Consider the following 22677-nt stretch of genomic DNA (forward strand, 5'->3'; position numbering starts at 1 on the left):
GCGTTAAAGGGGCCGGTCGAGCAGCTTGCGCCGTGCGGCTGAGAGGTTCGTGATGGCGGCCTGAAGAATTCGGGCCGCGCTGGAATCGGCCCCGGCCTGGCCGAGCGTGTTCCAGAATTCGGTGGATCGCGCTTCGCAGGCTTCGACCAGCGCGAGTACCTCGTCGCTGGTCAGGCGGTATTCGCGGGCACAAGCCGACATTTCGGAGCGGAGCGTCGCGAAATCCGCGAGGGCCTCTGGCACCGGGAAACCCTGGCGGTAGGCTTCGTCGACGCCGGCGCGGATCTGCTCGGCTCCATGCTGGCTTTCGGTCAGGATGGCGCTGCGCGAGTTTCCGAAGAAGGGCTTGAAAGGCCCAGCGCGCGCCGTGATTGCGCGCGGCGGATTGCTTGCGAGACCGACGATGCAATCGGATGGGATGACCAGCACCGATCCGCTAACGACGTCGCCATTGTCGCAAGCGCGCAGGGCTGCGCTTGCCGTGTCGAAGTGATACACAATCTCCATGATGCGCCCCTTCAGATGAGTGGGTTTGAATCTAAAAACGATTGCAGCGCAAGGCTTTGTTGCGCTGCAGCCTGATGTGTCCCGTCGGGGGACGCCCGCCGCGTCGCTGACGGGAGCAATGGCGGCTCAGTTGCGCTTGGCCCTGTGCCCGCCCGCCTTCGCCAGCCATGCGCGAATGGCAGCCTGCTGCCGGTCGAGCTTTACTGTGAGTGCGCCGATTTCGTTGCGGCTGCGGTAGCGAAGCGCGGCGAGTGCGGCCTGGTAGGCGGCCTCGTCGCTCTTGCGCCATCCGCTGTCGCCGCGATGGGCTGCCGGTGAGTCCACCGCGCGGTCGGCGGCTTCGCGAAGTCTCCGATCCAGCTCTCTGAGACGCGTCTCAGTCGCATTGCGTGCGGCGATCATTCGCAGGTATTCGGGGGAGGGTGTCATGACAGGTTCCTCGGCGGAGCATGTGGCTGCCGTGCTCCTGAAGATTTGGCAGCGATCAGCTCGGCGAAGCGGCCTCGAACGTCGTCGCCGTGTGGAAAGCGGTTTTCGAGCGCGTGGCGTCGCAGAAGGGGGTCGCGTGCCTTTGCAATCCGTGCTGCTTCCTCGGGCGTGGGCACACGCGGCGGCCACCCTTTCTGGAATCGCAGGTCATGCGGCATGGTGCTTTCGAGACGGCGCCGTTCGTCAGCATCCTCTTTGGCACGGGCGACACTGGCAGTGAGGCTCGCCGGGATCAGGTGCGGAGCACTGTCGGCAAGCCAGCGACCGGGCTGGAACGAGAAGGTCGAGCGTGCCTCGAGTTCGACCAGGTGGATGAAAGCCTCTTGGTTGGATGGGGCTGAGGCGGCTGCCTGCTGGTCGGCGAGCGATTGCAGCACGCAGTATCGGCAGGACAGGCGGCTCGAGCGGTAACGTGTATAGGCTTCGTGGAGCGGGATGGCGTTTGCCTCATGGAAGGCGAAGATATCGGCGGTCGACCAGTCGATGACCGGATGCCAGATCATCATCCGGGTGCCGGCGCGATTGCCGTTGGCTGCGAAGCGGGTGTCGTGCTTCCAGTCTGGCGCGATTGCCCTTGCTCTGCTTTCGTCACGCCGAATGCCGATGACCTGGATGATGGTCTCACCGGCGAGGAGGCGGGCGAGGTATGGGCCTATGACCTGTGCCTTCTGCTCGGACGTACAGAAGCGCAGCGACGCCGATGACCAGGGGCCGATCAGGTTGTAGGTCGAGAGCGCCTCGTAGCGTGCCTTGCCGGCTTCGAAACGCTGGTTCCAGCGGTCGAACAGGTCTCCGCTCTGGCGTTGGCGGATCGTTAGCGCGATGTCGGCTCTTGCAGCGATGCTTGCGACGGTCTGTGCGGTGCTGTCCCATTCGGCCCTGCCGAGGTCGGCATGGATGGCAATGCGCCGGTCACGCGGGTGGCCGAGTGCATCGAGCATGGGCATCGCGGCAAAGAGCGCAGCTGAGGAATCCTTGCCGCCCGAGAGGTTGAAGACCACCCAGGCACCTTGGCGCAGGGCGGCCTTGATCGCGGTCGGCAGCGCGATCGGCGGTGCGCCCGGAAAAGTGCCTGCGCGCAGGACCGATAGCGCGTTCATGGAACGCCTGCCGGGCACGCCAGCCACTCGGGTTCGTCAAAGGCAATGGGGACGTCGAAATCGGCGGCTTCCTGCTCGCTAAATAGCGTCGCGGAAGCGAGATCCCCGAAGCCTGTGTCGGTGTTCCAGAACATCAGGCCGTGTTCCGGGTCGCGGATGGTCAGCACGAGGCGCGCGCATGTCGGCAGGGGTTCCTTCGACAGCGCCTCGCGCACGATGGCGTGTGTGCTGTGGTAATCGATGCCGTCGGCCGTGATGATCACGGCACCGCCGCCGAACTCGTCGTTGCGCAGCTTGTCGCAGGTGTAGGCGTATTCGAAGCCGATCGGCAGGGTCGACTTGGCGCAGGCGAACAGCAGGTTCGCAACCTGCTCGATTCCGAATTGGTGGCCACTGAAGCTGACGGTGTGTGTGCCGTTTGCATCGCCCTCCTCGATCGTGACGTCTGCATCGAGACATGGGAAGTCCTCGTCGGGGAAGATCGGCATGAGGCCCGAGAAGGGGTCGTCGCTGGTAGGCGGGAATGTGGCAGCGAACTCCGGGCCAAGGGCATCGAAGGCTTCCTGACGGGCTTTGCCCTGAAGATCCTGCTCGATGGCATCGATCGCGGCCTCGACATTGGCGATCAGCTGGGCTTCGGACGCGGTGACGCTCACCGCGAATGCGGCGTAGAGGTAATTGTTAGCCATGATGGTGTCCTTGAATTGACCTGTCAGGGCGTCGTGAGTGACTGAAGTGCTGGTTCGATGCCGTATCCGAGTTGGCGGGCAAGGCTTACCGCCCGGCGCAGTGCCTCCGGATCGACGCCGAGCGAGATGGCGAGCTCGTCGAATGTGTCGCCGGGTTTGGGGGCAACCTGGTGCAGGTGTCCGGCCTCGGCAGTGACGGCGAATGGCCAGGTCATGGCGACGCCGACGACGGCCTCGTCCATCACCAGCAAAAGGTCGCCGGTCGCGATCCGGTCGTCGGTCTGGACGCCGTCGTAAGCATTGCCGCTCGTTTCGAAGACATGGATGCGATGGGGCACGAAGGCGAAGCGTTCGCTGTCAGTGAGCATGGCTGGCCTCCTTCAGGCTGGCCTTGGTGATGGCCGGATCGAGGCCCGGCGATCCCTTGGGATTGCCGCGCAGCATCCAGGCTTCGGGGCGGATGGCGCGCGCCCAGTCGGCGAAGGACGGGATGTGGCCGAGATCCTCCAGCACATGCTGTTCGCCGATCAGCCGGACGGGCACGATATGCCCGTCGCTGTTTGTGATGGTCTGGCCAAACAGTGCCTCGAGCATGAAGATGCCTTCGGCGTGGTGGCGCAGCGCCCGGTGGCGCGGATCGGCGATGATGGCCTTCGACTGGTCGAACCAGTCGTGCAAGGGGCGGTAGTCTTCGACGCATCCGCCCCAGCGCTTCACCGAGGAGAGCGCATGATAGTAGCAGTGCGACATGGCTCAGCACTCCCATTCATAGGCAGTGCTGTCGTAGGAGACATATCGCGTGTTGTGGTCGTGCGTGGCACGACCGGCCTCGACATCGATGATCACCTCTCCAAACGCACCCTCGCCGTTTTCCCAACCGGCGTGGTTCTGTGCGATCAGTTCGTAGCCGAGATCATCAAGGGCGCTTTCGAAGGTCGATTCAATGGCGACAGCGTCGCCGCGATAGGGAACGGTCCACGTCGAGCATGGCATGTCCGGCATCGCGATCTCGGGGACGGGCTCACCGTCCGCGAGGGCGGGGCCGGAGAGCGTCACGCCGTCGATCCCGCCTTCGTCCCCGCAGCCATCGTAACTGATGGTGATCGTGGCGATGCCGTGAAGCCTGGCGCATGCGCAGATCGCAGCGAGCATCAGCTTGGGTGCGTCATCGCGCGCAGCCGTTGCGGTGTTGGATTCGGCAAGCGTCGTCATGCGATTTCTCCCTGAAGGGCGGCAAAGCGCGCGGCCTCGGCCTCGTAGGCAGCCGAGAGGTTGGCGTGGATCGTTGCGAAAGCCGGGATGCGGAACTGACCGTCATCATCGGGCCGCGTGCTCATCAGCACGCCGAATACGACGTCGGAGGCGGTGCGCTTGTGCCAGCGCGCGATGCCATCGCGGTAGGTGATGGGAGGCGCCATCGCGGCCTCGGTCCATTTGCCAAGACCGCTTTCGACGGCTGCGATGTAGGCATGTGCGGCGCTGACAGAGGCCTCGTCCGAGACGATCAGCGTCAGCGAGCAATAGCTGCCGAAATCGTGGTGGTTGCTTTTGGGCTCCAGACGGCAGCCACTGGGCGGCGCGCCGTGAACGGCGATGATCGCCGCGCGGTAGGCAAGCACCTCGAGGCGGTTCGCTGCGCCAAAGTCGGGGGTGATGCCGAGCTGCGCACAGTCTTCGTTCGCCGGCGCAACGCCGACATCGATGATAATGGGCATGGGAGTTCTCCTTCGATCCTATCTTGGATCGAAAGCCCCCTCCCCCTCCCCTTTAACCGCCCGGCTTTGGCCGGGGTGGTTCGGCCTCGCCGATGATGAGGGCGCGCTTTGCGGCTTGCTGGTTCGGGCCATCAGCCTGGGCCAAAGTGGCAAGGCGATCTGTTTCAAGCTGCTTCGCGAGGTCTTCGGGCACATCGCAGTACGGCTCGATCAGCGCGATCGCGCTGCGCGGCGTCGGAAGTTCGCCGGGATAAGTGCCTTGCCAGATCAGGCAGTCTTCTTGACCGTCCGCATTGATCGCGATGGCCTGGGCAAAGAAGGTTTCCAGGGGTCGGTCATAGCCGACAATCACACGTGCGACCCGCGTGCAGCCCTCCTTCAGGGGAACGTGGCGTCTGCTCATATGAACCTCCTTGGATGAGTGTTATGGGTTATGTGTTATGCAGCGCGGCTGTTCGTCTGTCGATCATGCGTAAGAGCCGTTTGCAATGTTCGTGAGGTGTCCCTGCACCCATGCGATGTTGCCATCGCGCACGTGTTCCATGGCGGTCTTGGTTCCCATGGAGGTGATCGGCGTATCCTTGAACCATGCTACAGCGCGGTCGAGCGATCCCGCCATTTCGCTGGCATCGACCAGCAGGCGCAGCAGTGGGAGCAGCGCCTCGCGGCCTTTCTTGCCCAGCGGTTCGGCTGCAAGGGTGCTCCGGTTCACGCCCACAAGTTCAGCGAGCTGAGCAAGTGAAATATCAAGTTGCGCGGCCAAGGCACGCGCGTTGGGCGCGCCGCCCATTGTAGTGCTCCTGTTGGGATCTTCCATATTGCTTGAATTCTCTCGGTTGAAGGCCTGCACCTCGTTCACGACGTGGTGAGATTGAGCCAGCTGCGTTTCGCAGCCGTGCCGGTCAACTCAAACAATCGCGCGGATCAGTATTCCGATGCAAGCATGATCGTGACCACGCGTGCGGTGATCGAGGCATCGGCCGGGTCTTCGGACCCGTACTCGAGGTTGAGGTCAAAGTAGTCGATCTTGAAGAAGACTTTTTCGCCCCTGAAAGTGAACGCCCCGAAGTCGCGTTCGCCGTAGGTGTCCTCCTCGAAGCGGTGGCGACGCATGGTTTTGATGAGCTCGGCCTGCGCGACAAGCCCGCTCGGGGTGTCGCCATTGCAGAACGCGTCGAGGCAGCCGCGTGTAAACATGATGCGAGCGCTGGGGTCGAAACCAGAGCGTGCCCGATCATTGAGTTTGGCGATCTGCTTGGCTCGTCCGATTGGTTCAGTCAGCACGGCGCTGTCTCCAGTTGCTGGTGGAAGCTTTCGATCCAGTCGGCAAGGTGCGGCCGCTCGGGGAGCGGAATTTCAGCTGCGGCTTCCTGGAAGAGTTTCAGGGACGTGGGCGCGTCGGCCTCGATCCGGTCAATTTCCGCATCGGGAAGTAGGCGCTCGGCGCGGATGAAGTCGGTCATTCGGCCGGGCCTGGTGCGCGTTGAAGATCGCCAGAGGCCCTCGACCGTTCGGAGCCTCGGTGCGGCGCGGGCCTCCACCAGCACGATGATACGGAGGCACCATGCCGGAAGATCGCGGATTTCTTCGGGCTTCGAGCCACAGCACAGGAAGCATGCCGACTTCGGCGGGACCGGAAGGCCTTCGGCCTCGATCCGGGCGATGCAATCATCGCGGGTCCAGCCCCATTCCCGTAGAGGGTAGCGGCATTCAAACCGCTCGCTGGGGATCGTCAGAGCGTGCGCGTGCCTGCGGGTGTCGGCCGGCGAAGCGTCGTAGCCGATCAGCCGGACGACCTTCTGCCCGCGGCCCCATGCGTCTATGGCTGGTCGCCATGCCGCGATGAATTTGTCCTGGGGAGCGATCTTCCATTTCAGACTGCATTAGGTCTGGATCGACCTGTCTTATTGGCTTTGCAAAGCTCGCATTTCCGTCGTTCCTTCACCCTCTCCCCTTGCATGACGCCCGATTAGGGCGTGACCGCCTTCAGGCAGCAGAGGGATCGGGCTCTCCGGCGTTGGTGCGGATCGGAACGGGCCGGCACATCCGATCGAGATCCTGCACGAGTTGCGCATTGCGGCGTTCGAGCCGTTCCGCCCGCTGCTCGGCTTCGATAGCGCGCTTCAGCAGGCTGGCATTATGTGTCGCAAGGGCGATGTTCCTGGCTTCAGCATCGCGAAGAGCAGAGCGTGTGCGATCAGCCTCGCCTGCGGCCGTTTCAGTGGCCCCCTCACGCTGCGACTGAAGCTCACGCAGGGCGTCGAGAACGCCAACATGGTGGGTATAGATGATGTTGCGGCCGACCCCGGCTGCTCGTGCGAGCCCGGCGACCGTCGGCGCGGTGGACGCGTTATTAGCGAGGACGCCAAGGGCTTCGCGCAGGCGTGCATCGGTGTTCGCCCGCCGACGGGCTTGTGGGGTGGACAGATCAGTCTCGGACGCCATCGGCATTTCCTTTGTCGAGCTGGGCCAAGATGCGGAGAGATTCCTGGATGCGTGCTTCGGCAAGCGCGCGGCTCTCGACATCGAGGTCATCGCGCTGGGTCAGCGCGGTGTTACGTTCAAGGCGCGCCTCCCAGACCGGCCTATGCCGGTCAGTCACGGCGAAGTTGGCGCAACTTGAGCAGGTGCTTTGCGTGCGAAGCACTGGGTTTGGCTCGCGCTCGCCGCCGAGGCAAGCGGATGTCTCCCGGCGGTAAAGGCAATAGCCCCAGTCGCAGACGCCGAGGCGCATATCCGTTTCGGCGAGGATTTCGGTAATATAGGCATCGACATCGCCCGATCCCGTGCGCCCGCGGAACGGCGATCGCTCGGAGAGCATGACGCCCGCCTTCCCCGCAACGTGCGGAGCCAGGAGCAGGTCTTCCAGCGCCTTGCGGGTTTCTTCGGCGGCCTGCTCGTCGATCAACTCGGCAAGCTCGAAGTCGGTGCCGACATAGGCCCGGTCGGTCATCTCGCGGTGGACATGTCCGAGATGGCGTTGCAGCGCCGTCAGGCCGGTGCGGTCGCGCCGCCCGATGAACCGCGAGAACGTCTTGCGCCCCTGATAGGTGGTCAGGCGCCAGGTGCCGCCTTGGTGGTCCGGCAAGGCGAGGAACGGCGCAAGCCGCTCGTTCAAGCGGACATTGACCATGGGTGACCGCAGTCGGGCGACGGGCATCATCGTCGGGAGCGGTGATCGTCCGCGACCGAGCTGGTGGAGCCAGAGATTCTTCTCGCCGCTGAGTTCGCGGAGCGGAGCGGAGAGACGCTCGAGTATGTGGATTGCGCGCTGGACCGGCTCGGGCGCCAGCCAACGGTGAAGGTCGCCATGTTCCGTCAGCGACGTCTTCGTGATCGTGCCGACCAGATAGACGTGTTCCACGCCGTCTTCGTCGGTCGCGCGCCGTTCGAGGCAGCCCTCTTCAAGCCTGAGTATCTCGGAGGCGCGCGCGCCAACAAGATAGGCGATGACGGTGAAGCAGGCATCGCCAAGCCGGTCGAGCATGAATGCCAGGCGGCGCAGTGGCCATTCCGGATTCGGATACCGATCGGCGCAGGGACATGGCTCGGCCAGCATCGCGCGTCTGATATGCCAGTGGAGCATTCGTCCCTGGTGCCGTGGTCGGAGCCGTTCATACAAGTCTGCGAGACGGTCGCGCAGGGCGATTATCTGATCCGCCGGATCGCCGAGCAACTCGATTGCCCCGCTGATCAGCGGCACGGCGATCTCGTCAGGGGTATAGGGATGACCACCATAAGGCTTCCAGTGCCGCTTCCCGACCGAGGCGGCGCGAGGCGGTGCCGTCGGCGGCGCGTCGTCCAGCTTGTCGCGCTGCATATGGAAGGTGCGGATCGTGCCGAGATGGCCTTCTGCGGTGCTGAGCGAGAGCAACGCGCCGTTCCTGCCCGGGCGCGCGCGCAGCATCGCCACGAAGCGACCCACGGTGTCCTGATCGAGATCCCTGAAGCGTCGGACGTTTTCCGCCGCCATCCACCGGGCAAGGAAGCGGATATGACTGAAGTGGCCGCGGATTGTTTCCTTTCGGAGCGGCATCCGGCCTTCGGGTGGATCGTGCCGCAGCGAGAGCAGGAACAGTTCGGCCGCGTTCCGGAGCAGCGTCCACTGATCGTCGCTGAACCGGCTTCCGTCCGGCATCTCGAACCCCCAGTTGAACGTCATCGCGGCGGGTACGCCTTCGTTCCCGAGTAATGGAGCCGGAAGCTGGGTGAACGTGGATGTCGGGACGGAGGCCATGAGGTTATTCCAGGTCCGGCAGCGAAGGCAGGGCGCACATGAGCCGTTCGGCGTCCGGCATCATCTCGGGCGGGAACGCCGGGAGCAGGTCTTGCGTCAGCACCTGAAGGCTTGGCGCGTAAAAGAGGCCGAACCGGACCGGGTCGATCCGCTCCCGCGCAGCTTCAAGATGCCGGGTGGCCTGGACGATCCGCGCGAGATGATCCGGGTCGATCGGGACGATCAGGCCCGGACAGGCAAGGCAGCCTCCCAGTTTCGGGCACACGCGACCAGGATGGGCGTGTCCGCCGTCAGTCGGGCGGAGGCAGTCGTGGCCGAACAGCGCCGTCACCGGCGCACCGGTATCCGCGCCTCGATGTTGCGAGCGATCCGAGATTGTCTTGCCACGGACCCATGTGATCATAAGCGCCTGAAGTCGGGCGATCGTATCGCGTTCGAGGCGGCGAACCGCATCGCCGTCGACGTAGATATCTGTGGTGGCGACACTTGCATGATTAAGGACCGCCTTGGCCGCCATGATGTCGCCCTGCGATGCAGTATAATGGGCGCTTGCCATGCTGCTGCGGAACAGCTTGGGCGAGAAGTCGGGAAGCAGCGTACGAGGCTTTTCGGGATGCGCTTCGTTCCACGAGGCGATTGCAGCGTTCTGGCGCTCGTAGAAGCGCAACATTGCCGATCGCAACGTCGCCTGCGCGATATGGCCGGCTTGATGATCACGCTCGAGGCGGCCAGTCGTCATAAGGAAGCGATGCAGGAACAGCCGATCGCGCTTGGACGGTTCCACATGCGGCAACAACGGCGCCGTCATCGCAAGGAGCTTTTCTATCAGCCGAGGCGCCGCGTAGGGTCGGCGATTATCGAATGACCGCCGTTGCATGCGTTTCACTTTGCCGCCCGCGCGGGGTTTCACCCACTCTACCATAATGCGATGCCGCTCGAGCGGATGGGGCACCAGGCAGTCGCGCTTGATCTGGCGTAGCGGACCGGCATTTGCCGCCGTCTGGATCAGCAGCACGATATAGAACGCAACCAGCGTGTCGGTCGTGAGGTGGAGAAAGCCTTCCAGCTCGCGGAACCCGCCTGCATCGGCGATCCGCTGCCGATCGGGCTTGTTAAGGTCCGAGCCTCGGGCGGGCGGCATGACGCCGTGGCCGAGGCGGTGGAGCTTCCATATCCAGCGATCCCGTTCGGCGGTCTGGCCACCACGGAGCGGCAAGTTCGGAAGAGCGACGATGGTTTGCCCGTGCTGGAACTTATCCCAAGCAGTGTCGATCTGGCCATAGCAGACTGCCAACATGGCGCGCATTGCGGCAGGTGTCAGCCTGGCTTGCGGTAGCCGCTGGACGCCAGCGAGCGGGATCGGATTGCTGGGAACGGCGAAGCCCGGTGCGAACAAGCCCGAATTGTCAGCAATCGCGCGCTTAAGCACTGGCCGGATCATACCGAGCTGACCGGATTGTGACTGGACGCCTCGCCTGCGCCCGTTGGCGGGCTTCGCCAGCCATGTGATGAACCGCCGGATCGTCGCTGTATCGAGGTCGACCGCGCGCTTGACACGCGAATCTTCGCACAGGAACCTGCCGAACACACGCAGCGCGAACCAGCGTGCGGTGCGGGTGGCGGCGCTGGATGCCACATCATGATCACGAAAGGCGCGCGAGATAGCTGCGCTGATGTCGTCCGGCATTCCGAACAGCGTCGGGTCGAAGCGTTGGACTATCCTTCCCCATTCGTCGCGGAACTGGATTTCAGCGATCTCCGCCGGATGGTCCGCGGGCGTCGGTTCAAGCCCCAGAGTCCGATCTAGCCGCACTCTAGTCATCGGTGGGGATCAGCTCGCCATAGAGATAGGCGAGGCTTTCGCTCAGGTCGCGCTCGTGCAGTTCGACGCAGCGCAGATAGATCGCCGTGGTGGTGATTGAGGCGTGGCCGAGCAGTACCTGCACGACCTTGAGCGGGTTGAGATCGGGATTGGTGCGGGCCTGCAACTGAAGCCGGGCGAGCATCGCCATCGCGAAGGTATGCCGCAACCAGTGCAGCGTCCCGTGGAGTCCTGCGGCCGCGAACGCTTCCGAGAGCTGCGCCGTCAGGAGCTTGCGGGTCATGGCTCGGCCATGCTCGTTCAGCAGGAGATTGGGCGACGCGCGATAGCGTTGGTCGGAACGGCGGGCACGGCGAACGATCCGGGCGCGTTGCTCGCCGATATACCAGTGCGTATAATCGAGCAGCCGAAGCGGCGGATAGACCGTCCTCGGCCGATCGCCCTTGGTGATATACAGCGGCACGCCGACTAGCGGATCGCTGTCGAGGTCGAGCGGCCAGCTATCCGGGATCTGTTCGACGGCGAGCGCGCAAAGTTCCTTCCGGCGCAGGCCGGCCCCGAGCGCCCATTGCGCGGCGAGCCGGGCCGTGGGCCTCAGATCCGCGAACAGCCGCGCCAGCTCATCGGCGCGCAGCGGCCGTGGCAGCTTTTCGGGGCGCGAGACGATCAGCTCGTTGACCTGGCGCCGCTGCAACCCTGGGCGATAGGAACCGTCAAGCATCAGCGTCATCTTCTCGGTCAACCGGAACGGGCAATGGTCGATCAGCCCCCGGTCGAGCGCCCAACCGTAGAAGCGGCAGACGGTCGAGACGCGCGCATTGATTGTGGTCCGGGCATACGGCCGCCCGGTATGCGTGCTGGGATTCTCCAGCATCCGGTTGCGATAAGCAGCGATGACACGCTCGTCGGCCTCGCGCCATTCGATCCCCGATTGTTCGAGCGAGTCGAACCAGTCGTGGAGATGTTCACCATAGGTCCGGACGGTTTCCGAGGCCTGAGCGCACCCGCTTAATTCGGCATGCTCCATGAGCCAGACGAAGGCAGGTTCGATAATCACCATGTCAGCGTCGAACAGGATCGGGAAGCCGGTAGGGATACCCGAATCGCTCGCCAATGCCCGGATGATCGATGCCATGCTATCGTAACCCTCTCGCGATGAGATCCTGACGAACATTAACGCTATTAGTGCGCCGGCAATCAAAAGGTTCGGCGAATCGGTATTTTTCCGGGATGCCTTGCTGCGCGCCGGCTCGATCCAGTGACCAGGACGTCACCTGAGGGCCATTGCTCCAATGGCAGCTATCAGCGATTTTGCGCCAGAAGCTGCCTCTCAGGAAGCGACCCCATTTCAGTCGTTGCCGCGACGAACTAAGATGCTAGAAAGCGGACGTGATTATTAAGCCACATGCAATTGAGGCTTCGGTTCAGCGGTTGGCTGCCTTCTCTGTCGAAGGTCACGGCGGCAACCCTGCCGGAGTAGTGATCTGCGATGAACTCCCTGCATCCGAAGCCATGCAGCAGGTCGCTGCGAAAGTCGGATTTTCGGAAACCGTTTTTGCTGCGCCATCTGAAGACGGATACAGCGTCCGATATTTCGCACCGAATGCGGAGATTTCCTTTTGCGGCCATGCGACCATCGCGCTCGGTGCCGCACTTGCTAAGGCGGGTGTAACCAAACCGGTGGACCTAAAGCTAAATGACGGTTCTGCCGTGGTGCAAGGCTCAGCGGATATGGATGGCCTGAGGGCCACCTTGTGGTCTGCACCAACTCGTCACGAGCCTACGCAACCTGAACTTCTCGATCGGGCGCTGCGCTTATTTGGCATTGAATCGACAGACTTGGATGACCGCTATCCCCCAGCAATAATCGAGGCAGGAGCGCGGCACCTCCTCCTTTGTCTGCAAGATCGCTCTCAGTTGGCCAAGATGAACTACGACATGGAGCTCGGGGCGGTGCTCATGCGTGAGTGGCATCTCGCAACCGTCAGCTTAGTGCAACAAGAGACCGACAGGCGGTTCCATTCAAGAAACGCCTTCGCTGCTGGCGGAGTTTACGAGGATCCCGCCACAGGAGCGGCCGCCGCCGCACTTGTTGCCTATCTTGCAGAGTGCGGCCATCCCACCAGTGAAATCGAGGTCCACCAAGGCTACGACATGGGAACCCCGTGCGTGCTTTACGCGCGAGCGCCGGCCAGAGTTGGTGGCCGCGCTGAAGTTTGCGGTGCCGTGCGGACGATGGAGTAATTCATAACCGCGTCAGCTATCCAAACCAACTGACCAAAACCGGACCGTCGTAAATCCACCCACATCCGGCCATGAGCGAGCGAGCGGCGCGATCCCAAAAGCGGCCATTGCACGCCAACTCCGGACGCTTGCCTCACAGATCGCCGATCCGAAATTGTAGTGCTGAAGTGAAGGAAGGACAGGCCGGCCGGCGCTAGCTTTTTGGATTAGCGCGTCGCCCGGCCTGTCCTTCCTTCACGGCAAGCTAACAGGACACTGGCTAGGCGCAGACCTAAGCTGCATGAGTGGCGGCCGAGCGAGATCGACGGAAGTGTCGCATTCGTGAGGACGTTCTCGATCAGCGTCGCGTAGGGTGGCCAGTGCTTGAAGCGCAGGGGCTGATACCGGCAGATCTGGAATTCGATACCGTGCCCTTCCATCCATCGCCGGATGATGTCGAGATAGGCATAGGTCGCGGGCTTCTCGGAACCGGTATCGGCTGTCAGGACGAGATCAGGCGTTTCGCCTCGCGCGACAAGCTCGATGAGCATTGCTGTGGAATCGACCCCGATGCCGTAAGCGAGCACCACTGGTGCTTGCGGAAGGTCGAGGAGGTCGCGGGCGCGGGTTGCTGCCGTGGCGCAGCGCGGTGCAGCGGTCACAACATTTCCCCGGTTGCTGCGCCCCAGTCGTATTCGGGCAAATCGGCGACGATCGGCGCGTCGCAGTCCCAGATGATCCATTGGCAACGCAGTTTGCGGGCGACATGGAGAGCGGAGCGGATTTCGAGGGGAACGCTGGCGGCCTCGGTGATGCCGACATCGTCGCAGACATACATGAACCAGCCCCATTCGCCCTTGGCGAAGCAGGCCCAGGGACATTCGGGCATCCAGTCAGCCGCCGTGCCCGGCGACATGTGGGCGGTGCTCAGCGCAAGCATCATTGCAAATTCATGCGCGGTCACCGCTGGGTTCGTCATGGGGGTCACAGCACAACCTCCTTGGTCGCGGGGCCACCCGCTGCGATGCGCACAGCGCCTATCTCATCGAACCCGTTGACGATCCGGCTGCTATCGTAAGCGTCCTTGTCCACCAGTCCGTGGATGGAATCGCCTTCGTAATGGGCGTGGCCGAGGGCATCGACGCGGGCGACACGCCGTGCGACGACGCCGACCTGGCCCTGCGGGACCCAATCTGCCCAGTCGCCCGAGGCGCTGACCACGACATACTTGCTAATCATATCGGTGAGCGCCTGCCGGCGGCGCAGGATGGGGCTGTCACTGGTTTCGACGGCCTCGCCTGTGTGAGCCGCATAGCGATCGGGGTGCCATGCCCTGACGCTTGCGCGGGCGTTCTGCACAAGGAGATCGAAACCCTTGGTTGGCAGACCGGCGAATTCGGCGGCGAAGCCGAGGACGACAAGCGCCCAGTCAACGTCTTCCTCATAGGACGTGCTATCGAGGCGCAGCGCTGCCGGCATGGCTGCCTGACGTTCGTCCGACAGGATCATGCCGCCATGGCTGGCTGTGTGAACTTCCCAGATACCGGGCAGCAGCTGCGTTGCGGTCTGCGGCGCGCCCCAGAGGGTCTCCCGCGGCGTTTCGGTCATGCTGAATTTGGGCATCGGTCATCTCCTCAAGGATCTGACCAATTCTTCCCCCTCCCCTTTCGCAGCCTGGAGGTTGTCATGGGGCGGTGGGCGGTGGCCCGGATATGCCGGCAAGCGTGGTCGGTTCTCGGGATGCGATCGCGCTCAGCCGATCCCTAGATTGGCCTTGAGGATCGCGCCCGTCCCGTGGGATTCGATTGTCGCGGCGCGCGCGGTGATGACTCGTCCGGCCTTGTTCAGAAGCGCCAGCTGATGGCGCTTTGCGGCAAGGTAGTCGGGATCGTCCTTGGCGATGACTTCAAGCGCCGTTTCTATGAGTTCGCCAGTTGTGGAATCGTGGATGTCGAGAATGAAGTCGGGGCGCACCGTGCCGACTTTCGAGGGCAGGTCGAACAGTGGCCGCTTGAAGCCAAGGGCAATCCCGCGCTTTCGCAGATGGTACTGCAGGTCGAGCAGTTCGCAGGCCACCTTGCGCTCATGGGCATTGTGGACGGGGACGAAGGCGGAAGTTCGGGCGAGTGGCTGGGCGAACGCGCGGAGCGCAGCATAGCCGTCGCGCGGATTGTGCTCGCCCACCACCACCAGGACTAGGTAGGGCGGCCCGATCAGCGTTCCTGAATATTGCACCCGGGTTTTGAGCTCGAGCTCCTTGCCCTGTCCGAGTAACAGCGTCGTTCCCGAAATGTCGTTGGCATAGAGCGCAAGGAATGCCTGTGGTGCGAGGCCCTCCGGCCATGTTCTGGCGGCCTTGCGCAGACGAGCGAAGACGGCCTTGCGCTCGTAGGGATCGATATGCGTGTAAAGGTGCGCGGAAAGGGGGATGCCGGGCGCGATTTCGAGCCGCGTCGCCGCATGTCGCAAGCGCGCAAACTCCGAGGCCATCGTCATGTTTCGTCCGCTGCTTGCTGGCAGGGGATGAACCTCGTTGACGTGGGCCATATCCATCAACTGCCACAGCAGCCGCGCGAGGCGCGGAATGGTGACGCCGCGGCTGCGGTCGTCGGGTTCGCTGTCCGTGGGCGCTTCGGCCAGCTTTTCAGGCGCAAGGCGGTGGGCGATGAACAGGCCTTCGGGCACATCGATCACGGGAGCCTCGGCCGAGCGTTTCTCGCGCAAGCGCTGGGGAGCCTGCTCGCGGAAAAATGGACAATCCGCTGCGTGCTCGGGGCGGCGCTGGCGCTTGCTGGTCAGGCGGCGCAGGTAATAGGTTTCTGCCTCTGACAGGTATGAAGCGGACATGAGCGGGGGCGGTACGGTATCGCCTATGCAGCTGCAGGCGATCCACTGTCCATGCACTCGGGCCTTCGTCACCATCGTGACACTTGCCCGGTGATCGGCTTCGCTCCCCTCCCCCTGATACCAGCGTACGAGCGCTTCGCGGACAACGTCCGGAACCGGCGTTCTGAGAGTGAGGCCTCTCGAATGTCGAGGGACGAGCCACATGATGGCTAACCTATTGCATTTGGGTTTGACGGTCTAGAGCGTTCACGGTATGTTCACGTTCTAGGAGATGATTGTCATGACCACTGGAAGCTTTGTCGGCCGCTTCGATCTCGATCTCGGATTGCGCGATGCGAGCCTCGATCCAGCCAATCGGCCGACCCGGAGAATGCTCGCGGCAGCCGCAATCGGCACCGAAGTCAACGACGCCTACTATGCGGCAGTAGAGCTGCGCGAGGCCATCGAATGGGTTCACGATGGTCATCCGGGCGGCAAGCTGAAGCTGTCGATGATCCTCGGCAATGCCTGCGACGACTATCAGCGCTGCCTTTATTTCATCCTTGCCGGTCGCGGCATCGTCCAGATGCTCGAAGATCTCGATTGGCTGGAAAGCCTGCTTGAGGCGCGCGGCCGCGTTGCAGGCAAGCTTTTCAAGCGGCGCGCACCGGTCATGCCGCAAGTTCGGCCATACGTAGCGGCCGAGCCCGACGGCCCGCTGGTGTCAGTGGCGCGTGATTTCGATCAGGGACCTTCGTGGTATCTGGATCGCTCAGCTTAGCGAGTGAGCGAGCGCCGCGTTGCGGCCTCGCCGCACAGGGCGAAGACATATCCGCCCGTATCCCATTTGGGGTTGTAGATCGCTGCTGCGTTTTCAAGCTGATGGCAGGAGAGGTCTTTGCCCTCGGCTTCCATCAGCGCGAGCGTGCGGCCGAAACGGTCGGCGCCGACGCGGCGAATGGTCATGGTAGGCTTCGCGGCGACGCGCAGGTTTCGCTCGCTGGCAAAGGGGTCGCCGGGGGCACAGGTTCGTCCGGCGCGGCACTGACCGGGTTTCTCCGGTGCGTCGATTGCGAGCAAGCGGATGCGCTCCTCGCCGCAGCGCAGCGTGTCGCCATCAGTGACAGTGCAGTTGCTGACGGATTCTGAAGGTGGAATCTGCATTTGGTCCGCGCATCCGGTGTTCGCGGCTGCGAGGTGCCCGCAAAGCATGGCTGCAATGGCGCGTGGGGGGGGTCTCATGCACGCAGTTCCACTTCGACATGGTCCCCTTGCGTGGCCTCGTCGGTCACGTGGAACGGCTTCATCGGGTTTCCGGTTCGGATCACGGCGACCGGTCGGCGTTTGAGCTCGAACAGGCGGTTGGCGACCCGGTGGGCGTTTTCACGGCTGCAGAGTTCGAGCCGCCGCAGGCTGATGAGGTGCTCCTCGTGTAAGGTTTGGTTGCTCATGGCCGGTCTATCCGAACAGTGTCTTGTGCACGCGGGTTTGGGGGATGATCGTGAATTCCCTGCGCGCAAGGTTGCTGATCTGGTAGCAGGGAGGTCCATCGGCGGTAAGTGCGAGCGTGGTTTTGCGGCCTCGCTTGCGGATGAAAAACACATCGCCTTCATAGCCATCGGTGAAGCGGATTTTGGACGGCAGTCGGATTTGCATCCCGTCCTCAAGCTTGCGCGATCCTCGCATGAGATTGCGGATGCAGCGGCGGCGCCAGACCAGAGCCGAATGATTGTCGGTCGGGTCCAGCAGCCGCAGGATGCGCTCAGGGCACTCACATTCGAACGGACCCGCAGTTTCGTCCATGTCCTTGTAAGCGAACACGTAGCCGTCGCTGGCACGCGGATTCCATCGCACGAGCACGACTGCTGCGAAGACGGTCCCGATCTTGCCGTTTTCGACGTGCGCGATGGCCGCATACCAGACCTTATTGCGCAGACAGGACGAAGCGATCACGCGCAGGCCGCGGGTGGAAGCGCCATCAGGGAGCGGGTGAGCTGGCCCGGCTTCGATCCGCTTGCCTTCAGCGTCATAGGGATGCTCGAAGGTGAACTGCGCATCGAGATACTCCTTGGGTGTCTTGTGGGGGTGCATGCTCGACAGCGGCATTGAGAGCCATCCCATGAGAAATTCCTTCGGCTGTGCCCGCTTCAGGCGGGCTGGTTGAGATTGCAGTCGCGTCGCAGGGTCGCGGCAAATCGGGCGATATTGCTCATGAGGTCGATGGGACCGCGCAGCTGCCGGCCTGCCCATGCCCCATTGCGTCCATGGGTTCTGACCCATCCGATCTCCCGTCCGGGGTTTATCCGGCAAGGGTCGATGGTGACGCAGAAGCTCCTGGCAAACAGGCTGATCGCGGGGTTGTCGGCCGTGAAATGCGGCTCTTGCTCGATGCTGTAGTCAGCAGGGTCGAGACACAGCGTCTGGGCGAGGTAGCGCAAGGCTTCTCGCGCGGAAGATCTGTAGACCCGGATGAGATCGGGATCGCAGTTAAGCCCGCGCTGTACGAGCGGGACCAGAATGGGGGCAGATCGCAGCTCCGCAATCCGCTGTTCGCACGCCGTACGCAGCGCCTCATCCTCAGGATGGATCGCCTTGGGGGACTCGCCGGCGGCCACGCGGCCCAGGTGTCGTCCAAGCAGGAGGACAGCCGGGTCGGTTTCGGGGTCGTGCCCGGCGCGCCGGGCATCGCCCATGGCATCGTTGAGGGCGGCGCTGCAAGTCTGCATGACCCGCAAGCCATCGGGTTGCAGCGCACGCTGAAAGCGAAAGGGCAGGTCGAGGTGGAGGGTGGCAGGCATCCGAAGTCTCCTTGATTGGACGCCTGACCCCTTCCCCCTCCCCTCTATGCCGCGCGCTTCAGCGCCGGTGTGTCCTCAGACAGGACCTCAGGCCGCTCGCTCGCGGCGCTGGAGCCGAATGCCTTGAGGTAGCTGAAGGCCTGTTCGGCCTTGGCCGCGGCATGAATGATCGCGGAGGAATCGCCCTTCAGGATCTCGAGCCAGTGGCTGATGTAGCTCGCATGATTGTCATGGAGCTCACCGGGCAGGCCGAGATCGGCACAGATCAGGCACTGACCGATGGAGGCGACCAGTTCTTCGAAGGCATAAGCCTTGTCGCCAAACCGCTTGCCGAAGGTGCGTTCAAGCCGTGTCTTGCCGCCAGACCAGTGGACCGCCTCGTGCCCGAGCGTGCTGGCATAGTGATCGTCGGAGTGGAAGGCCTCGCGCGGCGGCATCTGGATGTAGTCGCCCGCAGGAGAGAAGAATGCGGCGTTGCCCCCATGCCGGACGTCGATGGGAAGCGTTGCGAAGAAGGCGTCGATCGCGCCGCGGTGTGCGGATTCGGGTCGATCTTCAGGCGGCGCGAGGTCTGGATAGTAGTGGGCAGGCAGACCGTCGATCTGATCGGAATTGAACACGTTGTAGGCCTTGAGAAACCGGATGGCGCGGGTCTGATCCTCTCCGGTCACCCTGTCCTGCTCGGTCTTGCTGATTTGCGAGTAGTAGACGCTGAGGGACGAGGTCTCGCCCTTGCGGACCTGACCGCCAAGGGCTTCGGCCTGCCGGTAGGTCATCCAGTAGCGGCTGCTGTAGCCCATGGCGTCTCCCATGGCCCACAGGAACAGCGTGTTGATGCCCGTATAGGCCGTGCCGCAATGGCGAAGCGGCCTCCCCCCGCCTTGAGTGGCATTCCAAGGCCTCACCCAGGGCATGACGCCCTGCTCGAGCTTGGAAAGAATGAGGGTGGTGATTTCGGCGGCGATGTCGCGGCGGGCTCCTTTGCCGGCTGTCCGGCGCGGACGTGTCTTTGCCATGATGTAATCCTTTGTCGGACTGGCCCGAGTGACGGGCTATGACGAAAAAAGGGGCAGCCCGGCCGAAGCCGAGCTGCCCGCAGGGACGCCCAGGAGAGAGCGTTATTCGGCGGCTTCGAGCGTTTCGTCGGGGTGCTCGACCTCGAAGTCGTTCTGATCGTCGCCGCAGTCCTCGGCAGGATCATCTTCGGGATCCTCGTGGGCGTCGCTGCAATCGTCCTCGTCTTCGTCAATCACCGCCGCACGGGCGATGTCGAACCGCATCGCATCGGGCACCCATGCCAGCGCAGCGTCCTTGATCGCGGGTTCGGTAATGGCTTCACCGGCGAACAGCTTCTCGCAGGCGGCCGAGACTTCAGGCTTCTTCGAGGCCGTATAGCGTGCCGCCAGCACCTCCCCGCCGATCTCGGTGAGGAGCGCGAGCAGCGTCCCCTTCGAGACGCGGTCAAAGAAGTTGGTGGACGTGGGGCGCCACCATTGCGCAGGCTCAATGTGGAGGATGCCGGCGAGACGCGCGTGAAGCGGGTTCGTCGTGTCCGAATAGTCGGGCTTTGCTTCGATCGATCCGGCCACCATCAGCGCGAGCCAAGCGGCCTTGCGTGCGTCATCGAGCGCGCGAAAGCCCTCGAAACGTGCGACCACGTCGCCGGCTGCGGATTCCGAGGTGATCTCGCGCGGTGTTCCGATTTGATCGCGCGCGGGATTCCGAGGTGATGGCGCGCGGTGTTCCGAGAATTGCGCGCGCAGCATTCCGATATGATCGCGCGCAGTTTGAGGTGAGGCTCACCTGATCGTTGGGGCATTCTTTCGACCGGATAACGGTTGGAGGAATGCATGCCGACGAGGAGAGTTACGATGCGCCATGTGCGCGAGATTTTGCGTCTGAGTCTGGACTGCGGGCTTTCGACGCGGGTGGTTGGCGAGCGGGTCGGGGTCGGACCGACGACGGTCCGGGATACGCTTCGGCGGTTCGATCGGTCGGGTCTGACTTGGCCAGTGCAGCCTGAAATGACGGACAGCGACCTGGAGTCCCGGCTCTACGGCGTGCCAGGGGTGAAGCCCGGGCGCCGCAAGTTGCCTGAGCCCGACTGGGCGGTGGTGGCGCGCGAGTTGAAGCGCAAGCACGTGACGCTGCAGATCCTGTGGGAGGAATACCACGCGGCGAACCCCGACGGCTATCGCTACAGCCGGTGGTGCGACCTGTTCCGGCGCTGGGAAGGCCGGCTGCCGCTGGTGATGCGCCAGAGCCATGCCGGCGGTGAGAAGCTGTTCGTTGATTATGCGGGCGACACGGTGCCGGTGGTGGTAGACCGCAGAACCGGCGAGATCCGCGATGCGCATCTGTTCGTCGCGGTGCTGGGCGGCTCGAGCCTGTCGTTTGCGTGTGCGACCTGGACCGAGCAGTTTGCTGACTGGGCCGAGGCTCACAATGCTGCCTTCGCATTCTTCGGCGGAGCGCCGCAGCTGCTGGTGCCCGACAATGCCAAGGTCGCGGTGATCAAGGCTTGCCACTTCGATCCGATGCTCAACCGCAGCTACACGGACATGGCTCGGCATTACGGGACGGCAGTGCTGCCGGCACGGCCGAGGAGGCCCAAGGACAAGGCGAAGGTTGAGGCCTGTGTCAGGATCGTCGAGCGCTGGGTGCTGGGCCGTCTGCGCAATCGCATCTTCTACAGCCTGGCCGAGCTCAACGCTGCCATTGCCGAGTGCCTTGCTGATCTGAATGAGCGCCGTGTGCTTCGCCAGTTCGGCCGCACGCGCCGCCAGCTGTTCGAGGAGGTCGATGCGCCGAACCTGAAGCCGCTGCCACCGGAGCCATGGGTTCATGCGCAATGGAAGCGCTGCCGGGTTGGGCTCGATTACCATATCGCGCTCGAGCAGCATCATTACTCGGTGCCGCACCGCTACGCGCGGCGCGAGGTTGAGGTGCGTTACACGGCCCGCAGCGTCGAGATCTTCCTCGGCGGCGAGCGGATCGCGGTGCACATGCGCGGCAGTGGCAATGGTCGGCACACGACCGTGCCCGAGCACATGCCATCGAGCCACCGGCGCTATCTCGACTGGACACCGGCAAAGATCCAGGAGGAGGCGGGCCGGATCGGCCCGATGCTGTCGCTGTTGATGGCGCGCATCATCGAGGACCGGCCGCATCCCGAGCAAGGCTACCGTTCGTGCCTGGGGATCATCGGCTTGTCCAAGCGGTTCGGCGCTGAGCGCCTTGAAGCGGCTGCGCTTCGCGCGCTGGAGATCGGCGCGCGCAATTATCCGTCTGTAAAATCGATCCTCGAAAAGGGGCTCGACAAGGTGCCCGTGTCCAAAGCCCCGGAGCGCGAGCCGATCCTGCACGACAATATCCGGGGCTCTCAATACTACCACTGAAAGGAGCAAGGATGCTCAAACACCCCACACTTGATCAGTTGAACCAGCTTGGCCTTATCGGCATGGCCCAAGCCTTTGCGGATCTGGATGGCAATGGCGATGCCGCCAGCCTGAACCACGCGGAATGGCTGGCGCTGCTGCTCGATCATGAAGCGACATGGCGCAATGACAAGCGCCTCGCCCTGCGCCTGCGTCAGGCAAAGCTGCGGCACCAAGCCGTGCCTGAGGACGTTGATTATCGCAGCGCCCGCGGGCTCGATCGGCGGTTGTTCGAAATGCTGCTGAAGGGCAGCTGGATCGCTGCCCATGAGAACTGTGCGATTATCGGACCAGCAGGGGTCGGCAAGAGCTGGCTGGCCTGCGCCGTCGGGCATCAGGCCTGCCGTGACAATCGCTCGGTTCTCTACACCCGCCTGCCGCGGTTGATCGACGAGCTGTCGCTTGCCAAGGGCGATGGCCGCATTGCTGCGCGCATGAAGAGCCTGGCCCGCGTGGACCTGCTCATCCTCGATGACTGGGGGCTTGAGCCGCTCGATGGCAATGCCCGCCATCATCTGCTGGAGATCCTCGAGGATCGCTATGGGCGCCGTTCAACGCTCGTAACAAGCCAGCTACCCATCGCGCGCTGGTTCGATCTCATCGGCGATCCGACCTACGCCGATGCCATCCTCGATCGGCTTGTCCACAACGCCCACAGGCTCGAGCTATCCGGGGAATCCATGCGGCGAAGCATCGCCGCTCAAGCCGCTTGACCCGCGGCAAAGCATAGTGCCACAACATACCAACGATCAGGTGCTTCACCTGCGCGCGATCAAAGCGGAACGCTGCGCGGCATCAGATCGGAATACATGCGCGCGATCGTCGGAATCCGCA

General features: G+C 63.4%; 29 protein-coding genes and 1 pseudogene. 4 read left to right on the top strand and 26 right to left on the bottom strand.

Going from position 1 to position 22677, the window contains the following annotated elements:
* Positions 1-3: 3 nt before the first annotated feature.
* From BZF57_RS17470 to BZF57_RS17545, 16 genes and pseudogenes are all read right to left on the bottom strand, one after another.
* Complete coding sequence (locus BZF57_RS17470) at positions 4-498, bottom strand: hypothetical protein (protein ID WP_162291042.1); 495 nt, start codon at positions 496-498, stop codon at positions 4-6.
* A gap of 135 nt (positions 499-633) precedes the next feature.
* Entirely contained in the window at positions 634-936 is a 303-nt protein-coding gene (locus tag BZF57_RS17475; RefSeq protein ID WP_143738553.1) for a hypothetical protein, read from the bottom strand.
* Complete coding sequence (locus BZF57_RS17480) at positions 933-2096, bottom strand: phosphoadenosine phosphosulfate reductase domain-containing protein (RefSeq protein WP_086740428.1); 1164 nt, start codon at positions 2094-2096, stop codon at positions 933-935. The genes BZF57_RS17475 and BZF57_RS17480 overlap by 4 nt, the downstream gene beginning before the upstream one ends.
* Positions 2093-2785: a hypothetical protein gene (locus BZF57_RS17485; protein WP_086740430.1), complete on the bottom strand. Its 693-nt coding sequence runs from the start codon at positions 2783-2785 to the stop codon at positions 2093-2095. Before BZF57_RS17485 ends, BZF57_RS17480 begins: the two co-directional genes overlap by 4 nt.
* Positions 2786-2808: 23 nt before the next feature.
* The gene (locus tag BZF57_RS17490) at positions 2809-3153 is read right to left on the bottom strand and encodes a hypothetical protein (protein ID WP_086740432.1); all 345 of its coding nucleotides are present in this window, start codon (positions 3151-3153) and stop codon (positions 2809-2811) included.
* The gene (locus BZF57_RS17495; protein WP_086740434.1) at positions 3143-3535 is read right to left on the bottom strand and encodes a DUF6915 family protein; all 393 of its coding nucleotides are present in this window, start codon (positions 3533-3535) and stop codon (positions 3143-3145) included. Before BZF57_RS17495 ends, BZF57_RS17490 begins: the two co-directional genes overlap by 11 nt.
* 3 nt (positions 3536-3538) lie before the next feature.
* Positions 3539-3997, bottom strand: a complete 459-nt coding sequence (locus BZF57_RS17500; protein ID WP_086740436.1) for a DUF6878 family protein — start codon at positions 3995-3997, stop codon at positions 3539-3541.
* Positions 3994-4500 carry a hypothetical protein gene (locus tag BZF57_RS17505; protein WP_086740438.1) on the bottom strand — a complete coding sequence of 169 codons (507 nt, stop codon included), beginning with the start codon at positions 4498-4500 and terminating at the stop codon, positions 3994-3996. Before BZF57_RS17505 ends, BZF57_RS17500 begins: the two co-directional genes overlap by 4 nt.
* A gap of 52 nt (positions 4501-4552) precedes the next feature.
* Positions 4553-4903 carry a hypothetical protein gene (locus BZF57_RS17510; RefSeq protein WP_086740441.1) on the bottom strand — a complete coding sequence of 117 codons (351 nt, stop codon included), beginning with the start codon at positions 4901-4903 and terminating at the stop codon, positions 4553-4555.
* A 63-nt stretch (positions 4904-4966) separates the two neighbouring features.
* Positions 4967-5359 carry a DUF2384 domain-containing protein gene (locus BZF57_RS17515; RefSeq protein ID WP_143738554.1) on the bottom strand — a complete coding sequence of 131 codons (393 nt, stop codon included), beginning with the start codon at positions 5357-5359 and terminating at the stop codon, positions 4967-4969.
* Between the two features lie 65 nt (positions 5360-5424).
* The gene (locus BZF57_RS17520) at positions 5425-5784 is read right to left on the bottom strand and encodes a DUF3768 domain-containing protein (RefSeq protein ID WP_338029948.1); all 360 of its coding nucleotides are present in this window, start codon (positions 5782-5784) and stop codon (positions 5425-5427) included.
* Positions 5778-6383 (bottom strand): annotated as a pseudogene (locus BZF57_RS17525) (hypothetical protein); the annotation flags it as partial. The gene BZF57_RS17520 and the pseudogene BZF57_RS17525, both read right to left, overlap by 7 nt.
* Before the next feature lie 103 nt (positions 6384-6486).
* Positions 6487-6945 carry a hypothetical protein gene (locus BZF57_RS17530; RefSeq protein ID WP_066271277.1) on the bottom strand — a complete coding sequence of 153 codons (459 nt, stop codon included), beginning with the start codon at positions 6943-6945 and terminating at the stop codon, positions 6487-6489.
* On the bottom strand, positions 6929-8662 hold the full coding sequence (locus tag BZF57_RS17535; RefSeq protein ID WP_230959601.1) for a site-specific integrase: 1734 nt from the start codon (positions 8660-8662) through the stop codon (positions 6929-6931). The genes BZF57_RS17530 and BZF57_RS17535 overlap by 17 nt, the downstream gene beginning before the upstream one ends.
* Before the next feature lie 79 nt (positions 8663-8741).
* Positions 8742-10559 carry a site-specific integrase gene (locus tag BZF57_RS17540; RefSeq protein ID WP_073981529.1) on the bottom strand — a complete coding sequence of 606 codons (1818 nt, stop codon included), beginning with the start codon at positions 10557-10559 and terminating at the stop codon, positions 8742-8744.
* A complete protein-coding gene (locus tag BZF57_RS17545; RefSeq protein WP_066271265.1) occupies positions 10552-11694 on the bottom strand; it encodes a tyrosine-type recombinase/integrase in 1143 nt (380 codons plus the stop codon). The genes BZF57_RS17540 and BZF57_RS17545 overlap by 8 nt, the downstream gene beginning before the upstream one ends.
* 254 nt (positions 11695-11948) lie before the next feature.
* On the opposite strand from BZF57_RS17545, the gene BZF57_RS17550 reads away from it, so the two are divergent.
* Entirely contained in the window at positions 11949-12803 is an 855-nt protein-coding gene (locus tag BZF57_RS17550; RefSeq protein WP_206073293.1) for a PhzF family phenazine biosynthesis protein, read from the top strand.
* A 206-nt stretch (positions 12804-13009) separates the two neighbouring features.
* Here the strand turns inward: BZF57_RS17550 and BZF57_RS17555 are convergent, their stop codons facing one another.
* The 4 genes from BZF57_RS17555 to BZF57_RS17570 form a co-directional block, all read right to left on the bottom strand.
* The gene (locus BZF57_RS17555) at positions 13010-13444 is read right to left on the bottom strand and encodes an adenine nucleotide alpha hydrolase family protein (RefSeq protein ID WP_086740445.1); all 435 of its coding nucleotides are present in this window, start codon (positions 13442-13444) and stop codon (positions 13010-13012) included.
* Entirely contained in the window at positions 13441-13761 is a 321-nt protein-coding gene (locus BZF57_RS17560) for a DUF5983 family protein (protein ID WP_086740447.1), read from the bottom strand. Before BZF57_RS17560 ends, BZF57_RS17555 begins: the two co-directional genes overlap by 4 nt.
* Positions 13762-13766: 5 nt before the next feature.
* Positions 13767-14405 (bottom strand): DUF7007 domain-containing protein, encoded by a 639-nt coding sequence (locus BZF57_RS17565; protein WP_086740449.1) that lies wholly within the window; start codon positions 14403-14405, stop codon positions 13767-13769.
* A 129-nt stretch (positions 14406-14534) separates the two neighbouring features.
* Positions 14535-15704 carry a hypothetical protein gene (locus BZF57_RS17570; RefSeq protein ID WP_143738556.1) on the bottom strand — a complete coding sequence of 390 codons (1170 nt, stop codon included), beginning with the start codon at positions 15702-15704 and terminating at the stop codon, positions 14535-14537.
* A 205-nt stretch (positions 15705-15909) separates the two neighbouring features.
* On the opposite strand from BZF57_RS17570, the gene BZF57_RS17575 reads away from it, so the two are divergent.
* Positions 15910-16389, top strand: a complete 480-nt coding sequence (locus BZF57_RS17575) for a hypothetical protein (RefSeq protein ID WP_086740467.1) — start codon at positions 15910-15912, stop codon at positions 16387-16389.
* Here the strand turns inward: BZF57_RS17575 and BZF57_RS17580 are convergent.
* From BZF57_RS17580 to BZF57_RS17605, 6 genes are all read right to left on the bottom strand, one after another.
* Positions 16386-16772, bottom strand: coding sequence for a thermonuclease family protein (locus tag BZF57_RS17580; protein ID WP_086740469.1), 387 nt, complete (start codon positions 16770-16772; stop codon positions 16386-16388). The genes BZF57_RS17575 and BZF57_RS17580 overlap by 4 nt on opposite strands.
* A gap of 74 nt (positions 16773-16846) precedes the next feature.
* Complete coding sequence (locus BZF57_RS17585) at positions 16847-17059, bottom strand: hypothetical protein (RefSeq protein ID WP_086740452.1); 213 nt, start codon at positions 17057-17059, stop codon at positions 16847-16849.
* A 7-nt stretch (positions 17060-17066) separates the two neighbouring features.
* Positions 17067-17729, bottom strand: a complete 663-nt coding sequence (locus tag BZF57_RS17590; protein WP_086740455.1) for a DUF6927 domain-containing protein — start codon at positions 17727-17729, stop codon at positions 17067-17069.
* 26 nt (positions 17730-17755) lie between these two features.
* The gene (locus BZF57_RS17595; RefSeq protein WP_086740457.1) at positions 17756-18406 is read right to left on the bottom strand and encodes a hypothetical protein; all 651 of its coding nucleotides are present in this window, start codon (positions 18404-18406) and stop codon (positions 17756-17758) included.
* A 44-nt stretch (positions 18407-18450) separates the two neighbouring features.
* The gene (locus BZF57_RS17600) at positions 18451-19422 is read right to left on the bottom strand and encodes an ArdC family protein (RefSeq protein ID WP_086740459.1); all 972 of its coding nucleotides are present in this window, start codon (positions 19420-19422) and stop codon (positions 18451-18453) included.
* 102 nt (positions 19423-19524) lie between these two features.
* Positions 19525-20064: a hypothetical protein gene (locus BZF57_RS17605; RefSeq protein WP_206073294.1), complete on the bottom strand. Its 540-nt coding sequence runs from the start codon at positions 20062-20064 to the stop codon at positions 19525-19527.
* A 213-nt stretch (positions 20065-20277) separates the two neighbouring features.
* On the opposite strand from BZF57_RS17605, the gene istA reads away from it, so the two are divergent.
* Together istA and istB are read left to right on the top strand one after the other, a co-directional pair.
* Complete coding sequence (gene istA / locus BZF57_RS17610) at positions 20278-21804, top strand: IS21 family transposase (RefSeq protein ID WP_162290999.1); 1527 nt, start codon at positions 20278-20280, stop codon at positions 21802-21804.
* An 11-nt stretch (positions 21805-21815) separates the two neighbouring features.
* Positions 21816-22556, top strand: coding sequence for an IS21-like element helper ATPase IstB (gene istB, locus BZF57_RS17615; RefSeq protein WP_086738086.1), 741 nt, complete (start codon positions 21816-21818; stop codon positions 22554-22556).
* Positions 22557-22677 lie beyond the last annotated feature (121 nt).

It is taken from the genome of Erythrobacter colymbi (assembly GCF_002155685.1).
GTDB lineage: Bacteria > Pseudomonadota > Alphaproteobacteria > Sphingomonadales > Sphingomonadaceae > Erythrobacter > Erythrobacter colymbi.